Origin of the sequence: Streptomyces sp. NPDC059866, from assembly GCF_042731325.1 — a bacterium.
Taxonomy (GTDB): Bacteria; Actinomycetota; Actinomycetes; order Streptomycetales; family Streptomycetaceae; genus Streptomyces; species Streptomyces flavusporus.
Genome location: NZ_JBHWJT010000036.1, coordinates 12,785 through 29,496, shown reverse-complemented (window position 1 = coordinate 29,496; position 16,712 = coordinate 12,785). Strand labels below are relative to the sequence as shown.

Genomic DNA, 16,712 nt, shown 5'->3' with positions numbered 1-16,712 from the left:
GCTTGGGTAGGATGTCATCCAGGATTGGTCGTGCTGCCGGGAGCCTGCCCGTCAAGGATGGCGCGTGCATTGATGAAGCCTTGGCGGGCTCCTTCTCTGGACCAGATGTCGATATCTTCGGCATTGTCCAGGTTATATTTATCTGCGGCGGCCAGTGCTCCCTTGCTGACGTATTCGTTGTTTACGTTAAGAGCAGCCTGCCAACTGTCACCCATTTCTTTGGTCTTCTGCTCCAGGGTGTGCCCCTCGGCATCCTTGAAGACCTGCTCCAAGACCACACTCGTTGCCGTGGTGGAGAGGCCGCCAACCAGAGCCCCTACCCAAGGCGTCGCGATAAAGGAGGTGCCGACCCCTACTGCAGTCCCGACGCCACCAGAAATTCCGTTCTTATACTGAGCGATTGAGTGGTCGTATTCTTTATCCTCGTCCGAACCTGGACTCCCGATGGCCTCCTGGCGCGCGAGCCCGAGTGTTCCTGACACTTCACCGGAGCGCTCCGTAAAGTACTTCACAGTGGTTTCTGTGTCTGTGGAGAAACGCTGATCGGTTGGCAAGTCGGGGTTCAGATGGTATTCCATCAGTTCCGCCATGTACGCTTGCTGACCGACTTCGACAGCAGCGTATCCTTCATCGTTCTGCCCCACTGCGAAGAGGAATTTGGTCACATCTGCATGATTCAGTGCGGCGTCCGTACCAGCCAGCGGATAGAGCCTCTCGATGTCCTCCCAAGACTTCGAGCCCCTCGACACATCAGTAACGGCTCGGTTGATATCCGGCAGATACTCTGAAGTGATCTGTCCCATGCTGTCCGACATGTACTCCTGATCGGTGAGGCGCCCGGGATCCTCTGCCACCGATGAAACGATGGCGTTGAACAGCTTGGCCTGTTCTGCGTTGTGCGCAGGTGTGTCGGGAGTGGGCATTTCACCCGCCGGATGCCCCGTAGTAGCTGCCTCCAGGGCGAGCGCTAGATTGTTCTTCCCGGTGTGAAGTTCTTTGCCCTTGGAGTCGGTTTCCTGAGGCCAGTCCCTTTCCTCAAAGAGGTACTGGAAGTTGGACAGCGTGACCTTGCCAGGCTTGTCATCGTCGTCCTTGTCTTCTTCGAAGGGGTTGTCCGGATCGTTATGGGAGATGAACTCCTGGTTGAAGAAGTCGGTGGCCGCGTCGGGGCTGTTGGAGAGGCCCTTCAGGTAGCCGGTGAACGGATCTGACCCGCTGTCCTCACCAATTCGGTTCAACGTTGGGGACGCGCCCATCTGCCGCCAAACCGTATTGGCGTGCTCCCCGTTGCCGGTGAGCTTGCGCTCGGTGGCCATGAGTTTGGTTCCGTAGTCCTTCAGGAACTGGTCGTCGTAGTCCCCGGTTCGCATCAGGTTGCTCATGACTTGGAAGCCCATGGGGCCGCCCTGGTTGCCGTGGATCAACTTGTCGCCGTTGTCGATCATCGTGCGCTTCCACTCGGTCATCGCTACCGAGTCGATCTGCGTTGCGTTGGCGAGGGTCGTCCCGAGGCTGCGTTGCAGGTCGTCCAGCTGGTCGAGGCGCTCCCGCCCCAGCTCGTAGTTACCGTGGTAGGGATCACTGACCCCAGCCCAGAACTCCAATGTCTTCTGGGGCCCGAGAGTCGTGGCGAACCGTTCGGCGAAAAGATCGTCGTTGCCGTACTTCTTGAGCCCGGCGGTGAGTTGGTCGAACTCCTCGACGGTGAGGTCCTCGGGGTTCTTCCGCGCCAGTTTCGCCAGCCTCTCGGCCTGTTTGATGGCCTCTGCCGCGGCGTCCCGGCTGGAGTAGTTGGCATCCGAGAAGCCAAGCTTGCTCTGGTCGGCGATGGCAGTGAGAACAGTCTTGGCCGAGTTGTCGCTCTCGGTCGCCTTGTCCAGGATCTTCTGGAGCTCGTCGCGGAGTGTGGTGATCTCGGACTGGTTGTTCTTGTCCTGCTGGGCTCGTCCCTCCGGCGGGACGTTCGAGGTGACGGTGAATCTGCCCTCGTACCCGATGACCATGAGGTTGTTCTTCCGGCCGCCCTCGATGGCGTCGACGAGCTGCTGGTGATAGAGCTTCAGCTCGTTTCGTGTGTCGTCGAGAATTTTGTGGATCGTGCTCGCCTGAGTGTGCGCGTCGGTGAACTCTTCGGCCGTCTTGCCGATGAACTCCTTGGTCACCCCGGCGTTCACGCCGGCCCAGTCCGCCTTGTTCGCGGCCTGATGCAATTCGTCCTCGGCGTCCTTCTTCAACGTCTCAAGGTGCTTGACCAGGGTCGACCAGTCATTGACGGCATCGTCGAGCAGCTTGAAGTTGGCGTTGCGCAGAGTGTCGAGGTCCATCGGTCTCTATCCCCAGAGGTGTCGAGCAGTGGCTGAGTGAGTCGGTGAGGTCGTGCCGGCCCGGGCGTGACGACGGGGAATGCCGTCGCCCGTCTCATCCGCCGTTACTCTTCCTTCTTCTCGCTCTTCTCTCCGTAGATGGGATTCTTCTCGCCGGGCTGACCAACCCGTTCGTCGAAGCCGGCGTCGAGTGTGGCGATACTGCTCATCTGCCGCACGATGTAGTTCTCGCCGGCGCCATGGATCTTCTTGCTGACCTGCAGGTGGTTCGTGATCTGCGCGCAGGCGTCCATCAAGGACTTGAGCTGCTCCTCCCACCGGTTCGACACATGCTGCAGCCCGGCCCCAAGCGCAAAACCCTGCTTCGACAGATCGCCGGCTGCGGAGTCGCTGGTGGGGACAGCGACGCGGGCCTTGTCCCATAGCGCGTTGTACAAGGTGTGCGCCGACTTGCTGATCTTGGTCAGCGAGGCGTTCGGAACTTCCAGGCGGCCGTAGTGGGTGGGCCCCCCGGCAATGCCGGGTGAGCCGTCACCTGGGTCGAGCTGATTCAACTGCATCTGCGTGGACTGCCGTTCGGCCGCCTGGGCCTTGAGCTGCTCCCACTCGTCCCATGCCATGCGTGCCCCTTCTCCCGTGCTGCTAGGCCGCCGGAGCTTGCGTCAGGTGGCTGTCGCAGTTGTGGTCAACTTAGCAACCTGATACGGGCAGATCGGGGGCAGGCCTGTTGTGCATGATTTGTCCGCGTGAAGGTTCGAAGGAGATGAGAGGCGTCCCGGGGCCAGGGCCATGGTGGCGGTGCGGCACAGAACCGCCACCCTCATCGCCGGCTCGGAGTCGGCTCCCCGGTCGAGTCGCACTCAGGGTGCCTTGGTGCATGGCTGACTCTTCTCCAGTGCTGTGGTGTACCCGGAGATCAGCTTCTTCATTGCCGTCTCGTCTTCTCGTCCTGGCTCCAGGACCCTGATGAGCGTGCTGATGTCCTCAGTCACCACACCGGCTCCGCGGCATTTCACCAAGGAGACGGCAGCCCCGTCGGAGTACGCGATGCCACCGCCCTTCGCGGGCTTCGACTGCCCGATGGAGAGACGACTCCGCAGGATGTTCCGTGCCGAATCGCCGGTGTCTATGCGCTCGCTGTTGAGCGTCAAGATCATGTCATGGCCATCCACGTTGACCTTGCACAGTACGGAGCCGTCGGCCAGGTTCCCCTCGCTGTCCACGGTGAGGTCCTTCCCGGAGGCAGGAAGGAGCCGGGACAGAGCATCGGCCGGTACCGACACCCCGCAGAGCGCCTTCGGGACGCTGAACTCCTGCTTCGGCTCGTCGGACGAGCAAGCTGTCCCCACGATCGCGACAGCGAACAAGGAGACGCCGCGCAGTGTGTACCTCTTGCACCTCAATTTGCGTCACTCTCCGAATTCCACTGCGCACCGTCCGAGTGGCTGATGCCTGCGGCCGTACGGGCGGCCCGCTTGAGGTCGTCCGCCGTTTTCCAGTCGATTTCTTGATTGTTGACGAGTGCGCGAGACACCGCGTCCTCCGCCGACCGAATGGCCTGCGAACGCCCGCTGGAGTACTCACTCCCGGCTTCAGCCTCCGCCTCGGTCGTCGTGTCCTGCTGGATGCTCGTCATGATGGACTCCTGGATGTCCTCGGACGCCCATCCGATAACGGTGCCAGCGATCGGTACCCGCTGGCCGACAGTGTCGACTCCCATGCCGAGGATCCGGTCCACCCACTTCTGCTTCTCCGCCGCGGACTCGTTGAATTCGGTGTCCATGGCCGTGTGGTACTTGTAGATGGCGTCCGCGCGAGAGTCGCTCATGATGCCGGCCATAGCAGCGCCCGGTGCGACCGCGTCACGTACGCGTCCGTCCAGTGACGCACCCGATACGCCGTCCGCGTTGATGACACGGTGCACCACATCTGCCGTGTACGCCTGTTGCGCGCTGGTGATGGCTGCGTAGGCGTCGGGGTCCTGGCCCACTTCGCCCAGGAATTGCTGCACATGGCCCGGATCGAGATTGGCGGCTGTGCCAAAAGTGGGGAACATGTCGCTGGACGAGCCTTCCTCGTACATGGCCCGCTGGAAGTCGCCCATGTACTCGGCAGTGATGTCGCCAAGGCTTCCCCGCATGCCGTAGAGAGGCCCGGTTGCATCATCGATGTCGCCGTTCTCGTTGCGTCGGATGAGTTCCGGGTGCTCCCCGAACTTGTCGACGATCTGACGTACCAGGTTGGCGCGTGCCTCGGTGTGCCGGATGGCATCACCGGTGTCGTCGCTGTCGTACGGCCGCCCGGTCGTCGCCGCCTCCAGCGCGTGGCCAAGCGCCTCGGGACCGAAGGCCAGCGCCTTCTTGGTCTTGTCCTCGTCGGCGAGAACGTTTGTGTCGTTCGTGTCGATCGTCCACTCGAAGTCCTCGTCGGTGAAGACATCGAGATACGAACCGAAGCCCAGCTCGCCGTCCTTCTTCGCCGTGCCGTCCTCGTTGTACGCGGTCGGTGGTTGTGTGAAGAACTTTTCTGCGGCCTCGGGGCTATGGCCCAGCGCCTCCAGGACGCTGTTGAGCGGGTCGTTGCCCGTACCGAGCTTGCCGGACGGGTTGAAGCCGTAGATGTCCGGGCTGCCGGCTGGCTTGTTCGACAGGAAGCGGTACGGGTCCTCTTTGTGGAGCTGGGTGACGTGCTCCGCGATGGGTGTGAGGAAACGGGCATCGTAGTTGCCGTAGCGGAGCAGGCCACCGAGGACCTGGTAGCCGTACGGCTTGTTCATCTGTCCCGGCTGCCAGCCGATCTCCTGAGTGCCGAGGCGTCGGAATTCGGCGTTCCAGCTGGCCGGCAGGTGATGCTTGTGGTCAGGGTCCGTGGCGTTGGCCAGGGTGTAGCCCATGACCTTCTGCAGGTCCTGAACCGCGTTGAGTCGCGTCTTCGTTGCCTCGGAGTCGGTGCCGTCGATCGACATCGCGGCGTAGAACTCCAGCGCCTTCTCCGGCCCGCCGAGTCCCTGATAGAACTCGGTCGCGAACTCGCCGTCCTTCTCCGAAGAGTTGAACTGTAGGAGGCGATTGAGCTCGCGGAGTTCCGCGTCGGACATCTCGTCGCCCTTACGGGCAAGTTCCAGCGCGCGCTCGACCTCGGCGTCGTTCAGGGACTCGTACTTACTGTGGCCGACGTTGTGGGCGTCGTTGCCGTGGCTCTTGGCCAGGGCTCGAGCGACTGTGGAATCGATCTCGGCAGCGTGGGAGAGGATCCGCTTGATCCGGTTCTCCAGCTCCTGCTTGGCATTGAGCTGCTCTTGCGTGCGTTCGTCCGTGTCTCCACGGATATGCGGGAAGAAACAGCGAACGTTGCCATCACCGAGGTCTTCGACGCGGACACCTAGGTTGGCCGCGTCCCCCTCTACGGCTTGTTTCACCTGCTTCTGGAGCGCCACGAGCTCCGTGTGCCCGTCGTCGAGTACCTGGTAGATGCTGTTCGCCTCGGTATGGAGATCCGAGATCTCCTTCGCCGTCTTCGCGATGAATTCGCGGGTCACCGTGGCGTTGACGCCGGCCCACTGAGCCGTGTCCGACTTGGCCTGCATCCCCTTGCGGGCGTTCTCCGCCGACGTTTTGAGACCATCGACGGTCTTCTTCCAGTCCGCTACGGATGTGGCGAGCTTGCCCAGATCGACCTCAACAAGGTCTGTCAATGTAAGGGCCACTGGAGGATCTCCTACTTGAAGTACTCGTTGAGCTGCGACACGGACATGGCGGAGCCGTCCCGTCCGCGAACGACCGCCGCGATCTGGGCATCGTCCTCCGTGTGGCGCTTCTTGCTGTAGTCCAAGTGGTTGGAGATGTGTGCGCATGCCTGGAGCACCGACTTGAGCTGGGACGTCCACACGCTGACGGTCGTCTCCAGAGCGCTGCCTGTCTGGAACCCATGGGACTTCAGCGTGGCCGCCGCCTGCATCGTCGAGCCGGCGCCGTCCTTGTTGGCTCCCGCCGCAGCGATGTCAGCTCCTTTGCTGAGCTCGTCGTAGAGGATGTAGGCGTCATGCCCGACGGCGCCCAGATCGTCCTGGCGCGCGACCAGGTCCCGACCGCTGCCTCCCCCCTCGGCAGGCAGCTGGTTGAGGCGCATCTGGGTCGAACGCCGCTCGGCAGCCTCGGACTTCAGATGCTCCCACTCGTCCCATGCCATGCGCAGGACCTTCCCCTGTGACCGTTCTGGCTCGACTTCCTGATGCCTCTGCCGCCCCTCGAGACGCTGGGGCGAGTGCCGAGCACGCTAGCAAGTGAGTGCGTACATCACTGGTGTTCCAGCGGAGCCATTGATCACTTGTGCGTGGAGATCTTGCGAAGATTGCGAACGGGTTTGCGTGGGCGTCGCTGGTCGAGGCAGCGGAGCGGCGGAGAGCGGTGGGCTGCGGCGCAGGTGCCCGCGGCATACCAGGCCAATCCGTAGTGCCTGGCGCGGTCTTGTAACTGAGTTAACACACACCTCAGTTGGAGCGGATGCGTTGGGTGGCTACAGTGGTACCTGCGATGTGAGGCTCGACTTGCTTTGCGATCGTAGGGGCGAGTGGTCGGTCGGCCTCAGCCCATCGGCGTACGGGGAAACGGGGAGGGAGCACCATGCTTCCGGCAGACATGGTGGGGGGCGTGTCCGCCGCCAGGGCAGCGAACCTGGAGGCCAGTGGCGAGGCCTTGACCACGTTCATGAAGAGAGTGGACGCGGTACTCAAGGACCTTGAGACGTCGGCCGGCAGCCCGACCAAGGTGGGCGCCCAGACGATCAGGCAGACGTCGTTGAGTAGCGGGCAGCACGCGGTCTTTCCTGAGGCGAAGAGCTTGTACCTGCAGTACAACCGAGTCCACGAGGAGCTGACGTCCCTGTCCAAGACCCTGCACCTGCAGATCGAGGCGATCGGCATCGCTGTCAAGGGAGCACACATCGGTTTCGGGAATCTCGAGGAGGAGCAGCGTCGGCGCTTCCATGAGATCCAGGTGGAGATCAGGGAAATCCAGAACGCGAATAACGGCAAGCGTCACGCCAACGACGCCGACACCGGGAAGTTCTGACGATGACGGATGAGCACAAGGTCGATCTGGAACGCGTCCGCCAGCAGAACTCCTTCGCGGACATCGCCCGGAGTGTTGAGGACACGCCGGACGGTGGGCTGTTCACCCGGCTGGTGAACGGCACCCTGCATGCGGTGGTCGGAGCCACGCCTTCTGGGCAGGCCGTGTACCGCAGCACGGACTTTGACGGGACCAACCTTGGTCTCAACCAGTTGCTCGACCTGGTCGAGACAACGAACCCGGAGGACTTGGAGTCCTCCGGTAAGGCCCTTTGGGAAGCACGCGATGCCATCAAGGCGGCAGCCAAGGAGCTCGACGGCCACATCGAGCATGTTCGATGGGTCGGCGAGTCGGGCGAAGCCTTCCGTAAGTGGGGCCGTTCGCTCGTCGTGAGTACCGAGGACCTGAGCGATTTCGCCGGATCGGCGGGTGACCAGATCACCGCCGCCGCCGAGGGACTCGCGTCGGTGCGCAAAGCCATGCCGTCACGTGACGCGCAACCGGACAGGAAGCGACCCGAGAATTTCACCGAGGCCGAGAAGGCCGCGGACAAAGAGGAGTACGCCGCCGCCGTACGGGTGGAGAAGGATCGCCAGGAGGCGATCAACCAGATGAATCGGTTGGCGTCGTACTACGCGGTCTCGGGTCAGCAACTTGAGGCTTTGCCGGTTCCTAAGTTCGAGAACATGCCTGATGTAGGGGTTCCTCAGCCGTCCAGGTATTCGGCTGAGTCTGGTGGGACCGCATCGGATGGTTCCCAGGGCGCTGCCGCGCCGACTGTCGCGAACGGTCATGCGGCCGTGCCGTCGGCAGGTCAGGTCCGCGTACATGGCACCAGCGAGACGCCAGTGGCTTCGACGGACATTACAGGGCGAGTCGCGCACCCCGACGAGCCTGTCGGCACGCACATCAACAGCGTCGGCACGCTGCCTCCGACCACGATTACGCCGGTGACGGGCAACACTCCGCCAATCACCGGAATGCCACCTACGAATAGCGGGCAGCCCAGCATGTTTGGGGGCGGCTACACGCCCCAGATCCCCAACAGCCTCTCTGGCAAGACCACTGGCGGTGCAGGCGGTCTCCGCACGCCTGCGTCCGTGCAGGGGCGAGCCGGGATGACGGGCGCGCCCAGTTCCAGCTCGGGGCGCACCGTGGGACAAGGCCCCCTCAACCAGATGGGGCGGGCCACCTCGACCAGCCAGCCGGTTGCCCGGGGAACCGCTTCCGGATCGAAGCCGTTCCCGATGGGCCCAGGTGTGACCGGTGGGACGTCACGGGCCAGTGGCACGGCAGCGCCGCGAGCCGCTGGTGGCCCCTCCACCGGTGCCGGCCGTGCGAACGGCGTGGTCGGAGGTCGCCCTACAACTGTTGGCGGTACTGCTGCGAAGAGCGGTCCGAGGATTCCACAGGGCACGGTCATCGGTGCCGGGCCGACGGCCAACGCACGGCCGACGACTGCCCGACCCGGACAGCGTGGCGTCTTCGGAGCGCCTGAGTCCGGCGTGAGGTCCACCACGAGCGGCAACGTGTCTCGTGATGGTTCGGGAACGCCCCAGGGAGTCACTGGCAGCCCGGCAGCCCGTACCTCCGCCGCCGGTGCCGAGCGCAACGGCATGACCCGCGGAGGCGCTGGTCTTGTACGCGGGCCTGGCGGTCAGGGGGAGCCCCGAAAGGTAAGGAACGCGATCGGATCGCCGCGGCCCAGCCACTCGGTCGAAGACGAGGAAACGCACCTGCCCAATAAGCCGCGGCGCGACGTGCCGCCGGTCGTCAACTGAGTGCTAGCGAGGACAGACAACGCCATGAAGTCAGGGACGAGCCGACGAGCTGAGCGAACTGCGCTCCTCGGGGCACAGTGCGGTAGACGTGTGCGTGCTGTGGGCGCAGTCGTCGGCGCCCTGGCCGTGGTGAGTGTGGGGTTCGCTCCGAGCGCGGCTGCCGCCGACGCCCAGTCGCAGCAGTGGTACCTGGAATCCATGCAGGCCGAGCAGATGTGGAAGGTCAGCACCGGTGAAGGGGTCAAGGTTGCTGTCATCGATACTGGCGTGAACGCGAACACCCCCTCCCTGAAGGGCCAGGTTCTGGCGGACGAAGTACCCAAGGCCGTTTCGTACCGTGCCACAAAGGACTACGCGGGCCATGGAACGAGCATGGCTGAGTTGATCGCGGGTACGGGGGTCGGCGGTGGTCTCCAAGGACTGGCACCGGGAGCCAAGATCGTCCCCTACCGAGCGCAGTTCGAGGGGCTTGAGCCTGGGACAGCGGAGTGGGAGAAGACGCCTGATTCATGGGAGGCGCTCAGGGCAGCTGCCGACAGCGACGCAAAGATCATCAGCATGTCGTTCGGTGGCATGACCACCGAGGAGGACGAAGCTGCCATCAACTATGCCGCTTCCAAGGGCAAGTTGTTGATTGCCTCTGCTGGCAACAGCGGCGGCGAGGGGGAGAGCGGGCTCATCGACTATCCCGCCGCGTATCCGTACGTGGTAGGGGTTTCGGCGGTCGACGCATCCGGAAAGGTGTCGGAGTTCTCCTCGTCCGGCAACTATGTTGACCTTGCGGCTCCGGGACAGGACTTCCCCGGATGGTGCGACGCCACGTTCCGCTCGTATTGCGATCGAGCAGGTACGAGCCCCGCAGCCGCCATCGCCTCAGCATCCGCCGCCTTGATCTGGTCGGCCCACCCTGACTGGACGGTGAACCAGGTCACTCGAGCCCTCATCGACACGGCCGGACGTACTTGGTCCAAGGACAATCCGAGCAAGTACCTCGGCTACGGGATCGTCCGTCCGCGCATGGTGCTTGAGAACGCCAACTACGACCCTGGTGCCGCGGACACTGACCCTCTCGCTGAGGAGAACGGCGGCGACCTACTGGCGAAGTCCGGGGCGTCTTCGTCCGCCGCATCGTCTGCACCTTCTGACTCTGCATCAACCTCGTCACAGGCCCCGGAAAAGGGTTCGACCGGCGGCACCTCGGCGGCAGGATCAAGCGCGGAATCCGCCGACGACAGCAACACTCTGTGGATCGCCCTGGGCGCCGCAGCCGCGGTGCTCGTGCTCGGGGGCGCCGGTGCGGCCGTCCTGCGGGCGCGGCGTGCGAGGTGACGTGATCAGCCGCCCGTACCGAGTGACCAGATGCCTCATGGGCCACTGGATACGGGCCTCCGCAGCGTCATCGCCCGGTTGAGGCGATGACGCGGGACCAATCGACCAGAAAACAGACAGAGGAAGGGATGGCTGGTCATGGCTACGGACCAGAAGCTTGAAGATGCAGCAGTAGTCAAGCTGCAGAAGCAGATGTACGAGAAGTACGAGAACATCCGGAAGCGGGTGCATGGGCTTCAGGGCGTCATCGACGGCCTCGAGGGCCAGTGGCACGGTATCGGTCGTGCGGAGTTCGACCGGAAGCAGTACGAGATCAACGAGTCGCTGAAGAACATCGGCGTCATCCTCGGCGATGTCATGGAAGCCATGACCACGGCGCGCAACATCAAGGACAGCAAGGAAGACGAGGTGCGCGCGTCGGTCAACCGGATCAACGTCAACGACGGGGCTCCCACGGTTCAGCCCTCTGCTTTCAACTCGATGTGAGACGCGCGGGAACCGAGGACATCGGTTCACGACATCGGGCATCGGTAGTTCACCGCACATCACCGGCACACGCGAGCGAGACGAGGTAGGCAGACATGAGCCGTAACAATGACGGCCTTTCCGTCACTTATGACGGGCTGGACTTCGCGGCCACCACGATTGGTAACGAGGCGAAGCAGCTCGAGCAGGATCTGCAGGAGCTCCGGCAGATGGTCGAGAACAGCCGGCAGTACTGGGCGGGTCAGGCTCAAGGTCAGTTCGGCGAGAAGCTGCGCCGTTGGGACAAGGAAGCCAACGACATCCACCAGGCACTGATGGGTATCGGCCACGTCGTCGGCCAGTCCGGCGGTACGTACATGGAAGGCGACAAGAAGGCCGCCAGCTACTTCCTGTAGATCACGGTCGGCTCGCAGAGCAGCAGAGCAGTTCCGGGGGTGGGCGTGCGCGGGAGACGCCCACCCCGATGCTTGTTCCGTTCGTACTGGGAACGCTGCTCTGCTCAGCGAGCCTTCCTCGCCCCGTTGCCCGCCTTGATCAGCTCGGCAGTTTCACATCCGTACACCCATGCCGCGCCGCCGACCGCTCGGCAAACGCCTTCAAGGCGGACGTGAGAAAGCTCTTCGTCGGCGCGGCGTACTCCGTCGCGTAAATGGTGAAGATCGCCCGCGCCTGACCGGGGCACGCTGCGGTCGCCCACGCGTGGTCACGTGAGATACCGGCGTCCGCGTTCAGCGAGCCCGGTTCATCCGTCGCCGACCGCAGGCGCTGCGCGTACGGACCGTACGAGGCGCTTACGTAGTACACCGCCTCGTCGCGTTCCTTCGACTCGCCGAGCACACAGCTCTCCCGCAGCGAGGTGCTCGACTCATCGGACTCCTGCATCCAGTCGACCCACTGGGATTCGGGAACACGGATGCCTTTGCAGGCGCCTTCCGCCCCGCCCGGCGCGAATGTGGCCTTCGACCATCCCCAGACTTTGGGGATCGGGCCACCGAAGTCCGCATCGCATGACCAGCGGGCCGCTGCCTTGCGGGAGATGGTCGCAGCAAGTTCAGCCATGGCCCGAGCCTCGGGCGGATTCTCGTGCGACTCGTGTCCGTCGATGGAGACGGCGACGGAGGCCTTCTTGTTGGCGCAAGGCAGCACGACAGCGGTGTTGCGCATGTCCGTGTGACCGCGCCAGCCGCCGCCGAGGGAGACCGGAAGGTATGCGGACGAGCCCGACGAGCCGGTGTCCAACATGCTCAGGATGTTGGAGTCGTAGTCGGACCCGACCGCATCGTCGGGGATCAGCCCGATGTTCACCGTCAGTACGGCGAGTCGGCAGGAGTAGTAGCCGCTGTCGCCGAAACCCTCCCACCGGTCTCCGGACAAGGTGACCTCCCTGGAACCGGTGAAATCCGCTGACTCCTCGTACGGGATCAGGCCGTCGCAGTACGTCGCCAGCTTGTCCTCGTAGCGCCAGCGCTCGCCGGTGTCGCTCACGCGGTACCAGGTGTAGCCCGCCGTGAGGACGACTGCCAACGGGATGACGACGAAGAGGGCGATTCGCCGCAGAATCCTCACTGTCCGAGGTCTTCCGGCACCAACCCCACCTGAACCAACGGCTTCCCCCGCTTCCGCGACACGAACACTCCCCGCCCCGCAGGCATAGCCCGAGGCCGCACCCCGCCCAGCAGGTCGCCCTCGCCCGGGTCGCCGGCGAGGACCACACCCTGGGCGCCGAGTTCCTTCATGCGCTGCATGAACGGCTCGTAGCCGGCCCGGCCCGCGCCCGCCGTCGAGCGGGCGATGATGAAGCGCACGCCCACGTCGCGGGCGAACGGGAGCAGCTCTGTGAGGCCCGACAGAGGGTTGCCGCTCGACGTGGACACGAGGTCGTAGTCGTCGATGACGATGTACACCGTCGGGCCGCTCCACCAGCTGCGGTCGCGCAGCTGTTCCGGTGTGACGTCCGCCGTCGGTGTGCGGCGTTGCATCAGGTCGGCCAGGGCGTCCATGTGGTGCTGCATCTGGTTGGACATGGGGATGTACTCCGCCAGATGCGAGTTCGGCGTCACGCCGAGCAGGGAGCGCCGGTTGTCGACCACGAACAGCTTGCAGTCGTTGCCGTCGTAGCGCTCGGTGAGGCGTTGGATGAGCAGTTTCAGCAGGTTGGACTTGCCGGACTCGCTCTCGCCGAAGACGAGGAAGAACGGGTCCTGGTCGAAGTCCACGAACACCGGCTCGAGGTTGTCCTCGTCGAGCGCGAAGGCGATGCCTCGGTTCGGGAAGCGGTTGCCGGGTGGGAGGTGGGTGGCAGCGAACTCCCTGGGCAGCAGGCGTACTTCGGGGGCGCCCGGCTGCTGCCAATGCCGGGAGACCTCGGCCGCGAGGGCCTGCGTCGCCTCGGCCAGGTCCGTGTCGGAGGACAGGCCGTCGATCCGCGGGACCGCCGCCATGAAGTGCTGCTTCTGCGGGGTCTGCCCGCGGCCCGGTACGCCGGTCGGCACATTGGCCGCGACCTTGCGGTCGAACTCGGAGTCCATGGGGTCGCCGAGCCTCAGCTCCAGGCGGTTCATGAGGTGGTCCTTGAGGTTGGAGCGGACCTCCATCGAGCGTGAGGCGGTGAGGATGACGTGGATGCCGTAGCCGAGACCGCGCGCGGCGATGTCCACGACCACCGGCTCAAGGCCGTCGTAGTCCGAACGGAAGTTGCCCCAGCCGTCGATGACGAGGAAGACGTCGCCCCACGGCTGGTCGGTCGTCGAGATCTCGCCACGCGCGCGGCGGGTGCGGAACTCCGCGATGGAGGAGATGCCGGCGGTGCGGAAGTACTCCTCGCGGCGGGTCATGATGCCGTACACCTCGGCGACCGTACGCCGGACCTTCTCCGGGTCCAGGCGCGAGGCCACCCCGCCCACATGCGGCAGGCCAGCCACGGCCGACAGGCCGCCACCGCCGAAGTCGAGCCCGTAGAACTGCACTTCCTGCGGGGTGTGCGTGAGCGCGAACGAGGCGACGATCGAGCGCAGCAGGGTCGACTTGCCGGACTGCGGGCCGCCGAGGATCTGCATATGGCCGGCCGCGCCGCCGAAGTCGGTCCACAGCGGGTCGCGCCGCTGCTCGTACGGCTTGTCGACGAGGCCGACGGGGATGACGAGCCGACCCGCGCCCTCGTAGCCGGGCTGGGTGAGGCCGCGGCCCGGCACCGCGGCCAGGCCGGGCAGCAGCGAGTCCAGCGACGGCGGGCTGTCCAGTGGGGGCAGCCACACCTGGTGGGCCGCCGGGCCCTGCGCCTCCAGCCGCCGCACGATCACGTCGAGCACGGTGTCGGCGAGCGCGTCGTCCGGCTGGTCCGGCTCCTCCTCCGGACGCTGCTGCGGCACCGCCACGTACTGCACCGGGACCTGGGCGGCCGTGAACAGCACGGGCCGGCGGTCCACCGGGAGCGGGCCGCCGTACGACGCCGCCTGCTGGGCGCTGGAGCGGTACACGCCGGAGACGTACGCCGCCTTGAAGCGGACCATCTCGTCCGTGCCGAACTTCAGGAAGCCGGAGCCGGGTACGTTCGGCAGTTCGTACGCGTCCGGGACGCCGATCGCGGCGCGTGACTCGGCCGCCGAGAACGTCCGCAGACCGATCCGGTACGACAGGTAGGTCTCCAGGCCGCGCAGGCGACCCTCCTCGAGACGCTGCGAGGCGAGCAGCAGGTGCACGCCGAGCGACCGGCCGATGCGGCCGATCTGCACGAACATCTCGATGAAGTCAGGCTTCGCCGTGAGCAGTTCGCTGAACTCGTCGATCACCAGGACGAGCGAGGGGATCGGCTGCAGCGGGGCACCGGCCGCGCGGGCCTTCTCGTAGGCGTGGATGTTGGCGTAGTTGCCCGCGTCGCGCAGCATCTCCTGGCGGCGGTTGAGCTCACCGCGGATCGAGTCGCCCATGCGGTCGACGAGGGTCAGGTCGTCGGCGAGGTTGGTGATGACCGCGGCGACGTGCGGCATCTGGGCCATGCCCGCGAAGGTCGCACCGCCCTTGAAGTCCGCGAGGACGAAGTTCAGGGTCTCGGAGGAGTGGGTCACGGCGAGGCCGAGGACCAGGGTGCGCAGCAGCTCCGACTTGCCGGAACCGGTCGCACCGACACACAGGCCGTGCGGGCCCATGCCCTCCTGCGCCGCCTCCTTGAGGTCGAGCATCACGGGCCGGCCGTCCTCGCCGACACCGATCGGCACGCGCAGCCGCTCGGACTGCGAGCGTGGCCGCCAGGTGCGCCTGGGGTCGACGGCTGCCGCGTCACCGAGGTTGAGCAGATCCGTGAACTCCAGGTTGGCGAGCAGCGGTTCGTCGTCGTCCCCGCCCGACGCCATCCGCAGCGGCGCCAGCTGCCGGGCCAGGGCCTCGGCCGCCTCGTACGACAGGACGTCGGGCGTGCCCTCGTAGACCATGCCGTGCGCCGACTCCAGGCGCAGCTCGCGCGGGTGTACGACGACGGAGAGGTCACCGCGTCCGGACGTGAGGTCGCCGGGCACCACCTCCAGGACCGTGACGCCCTGCAGGCCCTCCGGGCTGGCCAGCAGGGAGGTCGGCGGCAGCGAGACGCCGTCGAGGACGACCACCACGTGCGGCTGCTCGGGAACCGGCGGCGCGGCCGGATGGAAGCGCGGGCGGCCCTGGAGCCGGGCGTCCAGCAGCTCCTCCAGCTGGACCGGGTTGGTGGTGATCAGGCGCAGGCTGCCGGCGCCGTCCGCCTCGCCCCGCGCCTGTACGTGCGGCAGCCACTTGGCCCACTCCCACTCGGGTGCCGACTCCCGCGCGGTGGCGACGGCGATGACGAGGTCCTCGGGGGAGTGCAGCGAGGCGAGGGAGGCGGTCACCGCGCGCGCGGCGCCGCGTACGGTGACCGGATCGCCGCTGATCGACACGTGGTAGAAGGCGCGCAGCGAGACCGCCATCGGCAGGTCCTCGAGGGTGCTGTGCGTGGCCACGAAGCGCTGCATGGCGCCCGCCGTGAGCGGCTCCAGCTGGTCCACCGGCGCGCTCTGCGGCGGGATCAGGGGAGTGGCCAGGGCCTGCGCCCCGAGGCCCACGCGCACCTGCCCGAAGTCCTCGTCACCGGCGCGGCGTTCCCACACCCGGCTGCCTTCGGCGACCAGCGCCCACAGTTGCTCCGGTGAAGGGTGCAGGTAGTACTGGGCGTCGCGCTGGGTCTTGGCGGTCTTCTGGGCGTCACGGCGGGTCTGCGACAGATACCGGAGGTAGTCGCGGCGGATGTCGGCCAACTGACCCTGGTTGCCCCGCCGGTAGCGGATCAGCATCGCGACGCCCATGGCGATCGTCGAGGCGATCATCACCATGCCCATGATCTTCATGAATGGCTGGGCCTGGGGGTTGAAGAAGAACACCACGGACCCGCCCATGCCGAGCATCGGCAGGAGCTGCATCAGAGCGCCTTCCTGCTGCCCCCGCGGGAGTTCCGGCGGTGGCTGCAGCACGACCTCGTCCGTGGGCACTCCCTTCGGCAGTGCCCGCGGCGGGCGCTTGACGACGACGTGGCTCACTTCGCACCAATTCCCTTGCCGGACCGATCCGTTCCGTCCGCCGCCCCGTGTCCGGCGAACGTCGATCGCGCAGCGCGATCCTACTGACACCCACTGACAAGGGCGGGCGGTAGGGTGCCCGTGAGACGTGTGAGCAGGTGCGAATCGGCCGGGGAAAACCGGGCAATCCGCAGCGTTCGACAC

At 65.4% G+C, this 16,712-nt stretch carries 12 protein-coding genes; 5 read left to right on the top strand and 7 right to left on the bottom strand.

What is annotated here, in order from left to right; genetic code table 11:
• Positions 1 to 14 precede the first annotated feature (14 nt).
• The 5 genes from ACFV7R_RS38155 to ACFV7R_RS38135 all read right to left on the bottom strand — a co-directional run bounded on the left by ACFV7R_RS38155 (position 15) and on the right by ACFV7R_RS38135 (position 6,512).
• Positions 15 to 2,324 carry a hypothetical protein gene (locus ACFV7R_RS38155; RefSeq protein ID WP_385272504.1) on the bottom strand — a complete coding sequence of 770 codons (2,310 nt, stop codon included), beginning with the start codon at positions 2,322 to 2,324 and terminating at the stop codon, positions 15 to 17.
• Positions 2,325 to 2,428: 104 nt separating this feature from the next.
• Entirely contained in the window at positions 2,429 to 2,944 is a 516-nt protein-coding gene (locus ACFV7R_RS38150) for a hypothetical protein (protein WP_385272501.1), read from the bottom strand.
• A gap of 240 nt (positions 2,945 to 3,184) precedes the next feature.
• Positions 3,185 to 3,547: a hypothetical protein gene (locus tag ACFV7R_RS38145; RefSeq protein WP_385272498.1), complete on the bottom strand. Its 363-nt coding sequence runs from the start codon at positions 3,545 to 3,547 to the stop codon at positions 3,185 to 3,187.
• Positions 3,548 to 3,723: 176 nt separating this feature from the next.
• On the bottom strand, positions 3,724 to 6,030 hold the full coding sequence (locus tag ACFV7R_RS38140; RefSeq protein ID WP_385272495.1) for a hypothetical protein: 2,307 nt from the start codon (positions 6,028 to 6,030) through the stop codon (positions 3,724 to 3,726).
• Between the two features lie 11 nt (positions 6,031 to 6,041).
• Positions 6,042 to 6,512 carry a hypothetical protein gene (locus ACFV7R_RS38135; protein ID WP_385272492.1) on the bottom strand — a complete coding sequence of 157 codons (471 nt, stop codon included), beginning with the start codon at positions 6,510 to 6,512 and terminating at the stop codon, positions 6,042 to 6,044.
• Between the two features lie 434 nt (positions 6,513 to 6,946).
• On the opposite strand from ACFV7R_RS38135, the gene ACFV7R_RS38130 reads away from it, so the two are divergent.
• The 5 genes from ACFV7R_RS38130 (at position 6,947) to ACFV7R_RS38110 (ending at position 11,384) form a co-directional block, all read left to right on the top strand.
• Positions 6,947 to 7,393, top strand: a complete 447-nt coding sequence (locus ACFV7R_RS38130; RefSeq protein ID WP_385272489.1) for a hypothetical protein — start codon at positions 6,947 to 6,949, stop codon at positions 7,391 to 7,393.
• 2 nt (positions 7,394 to 7,395) lie between these two features.
• Positions 7,396 to 9,174, top strand: coding sequence for a hypothetical protein (locus tag ACFV7R_RS38125; RefSeq protein ID WP_385272486.1), 1,779 nt, complete (start codon positions 7,396 to 7,398; stop codon positions 9,172 to 9,174).
• A 90-nt stretch (positions 9,175 to 9,264) separates the two neighbouring features.
• Positions 9,265 to 10,503 (top strand): S8 family serine peptidase, encoded by a 1,239-nt coding sequence (locus ACFV7R_RS38120; RefSeq protein ID WP_385272483.1) that lies wholly within the window; start codon positions 9,265 to 9,267, stop codon positions 10,501 to 10,503.
• Positions 10,504 to 10,641: 138 nt separating this feature from the next.
• Entirely contained in the window at positions 10,642 to 10,989 is a 348-nt protein-coding gene (locus ACFV7R_RS38115) for a hypothetical protein (RefSeq protein WP_385272480.1), read from the top strand.
• 95 nt (positions 10,990 to 11,084) lie between these two features.
• On the top strand, positions 11,085 to 11,384 hold the full coding sequence (locus tag ACFV7R_RS38110; protein ID WP_224733539.1) for a WXG100 family type VII secretion target: 300 nt from the start codon (positions 11,085 to 11,087) through the stop codon (positions 11,382 to 11,384).
• A gap of 139 nt (positions 11,385 to 11,523) precedes the next feature.
• Here the strand turns inward: ACFV7R_RS38110 and ACFV7R_RS38105 are convergent, their stop codons facing one another.
• Both ACFV7R_RS38105 and eccCa read right to left on the bottom strand, forming a co-directional pair.
• Complete coding sequence (locus ACFV7R_RS38105) at positions 11,524 to 12,555, bottom strand: hypothetical protein (protein WP_385272477.1); 1,032 nt, start codon at positions 12,553 to 12,555, stop codon at positions 11,524 to 11,526.
• Positions 12,552 to 16,529, bottom strand: coding sequence for a type VII secretion protein EccCa (eccCa, locus tag ACFV7R_RS38100; RefSeq protein WP_385272474.1), 3,978 nt, complete (start codon positions 16,527 to 16,529; stop codon positions 12,552 to 12,554). Before eccCa ends, ACFV7R_RS38105 begins: the two co-directional genes overlap by 4 nt.
• Between the last annotated feature and the right edge of the window lie 183 nt (positions 16,530 to 16,712).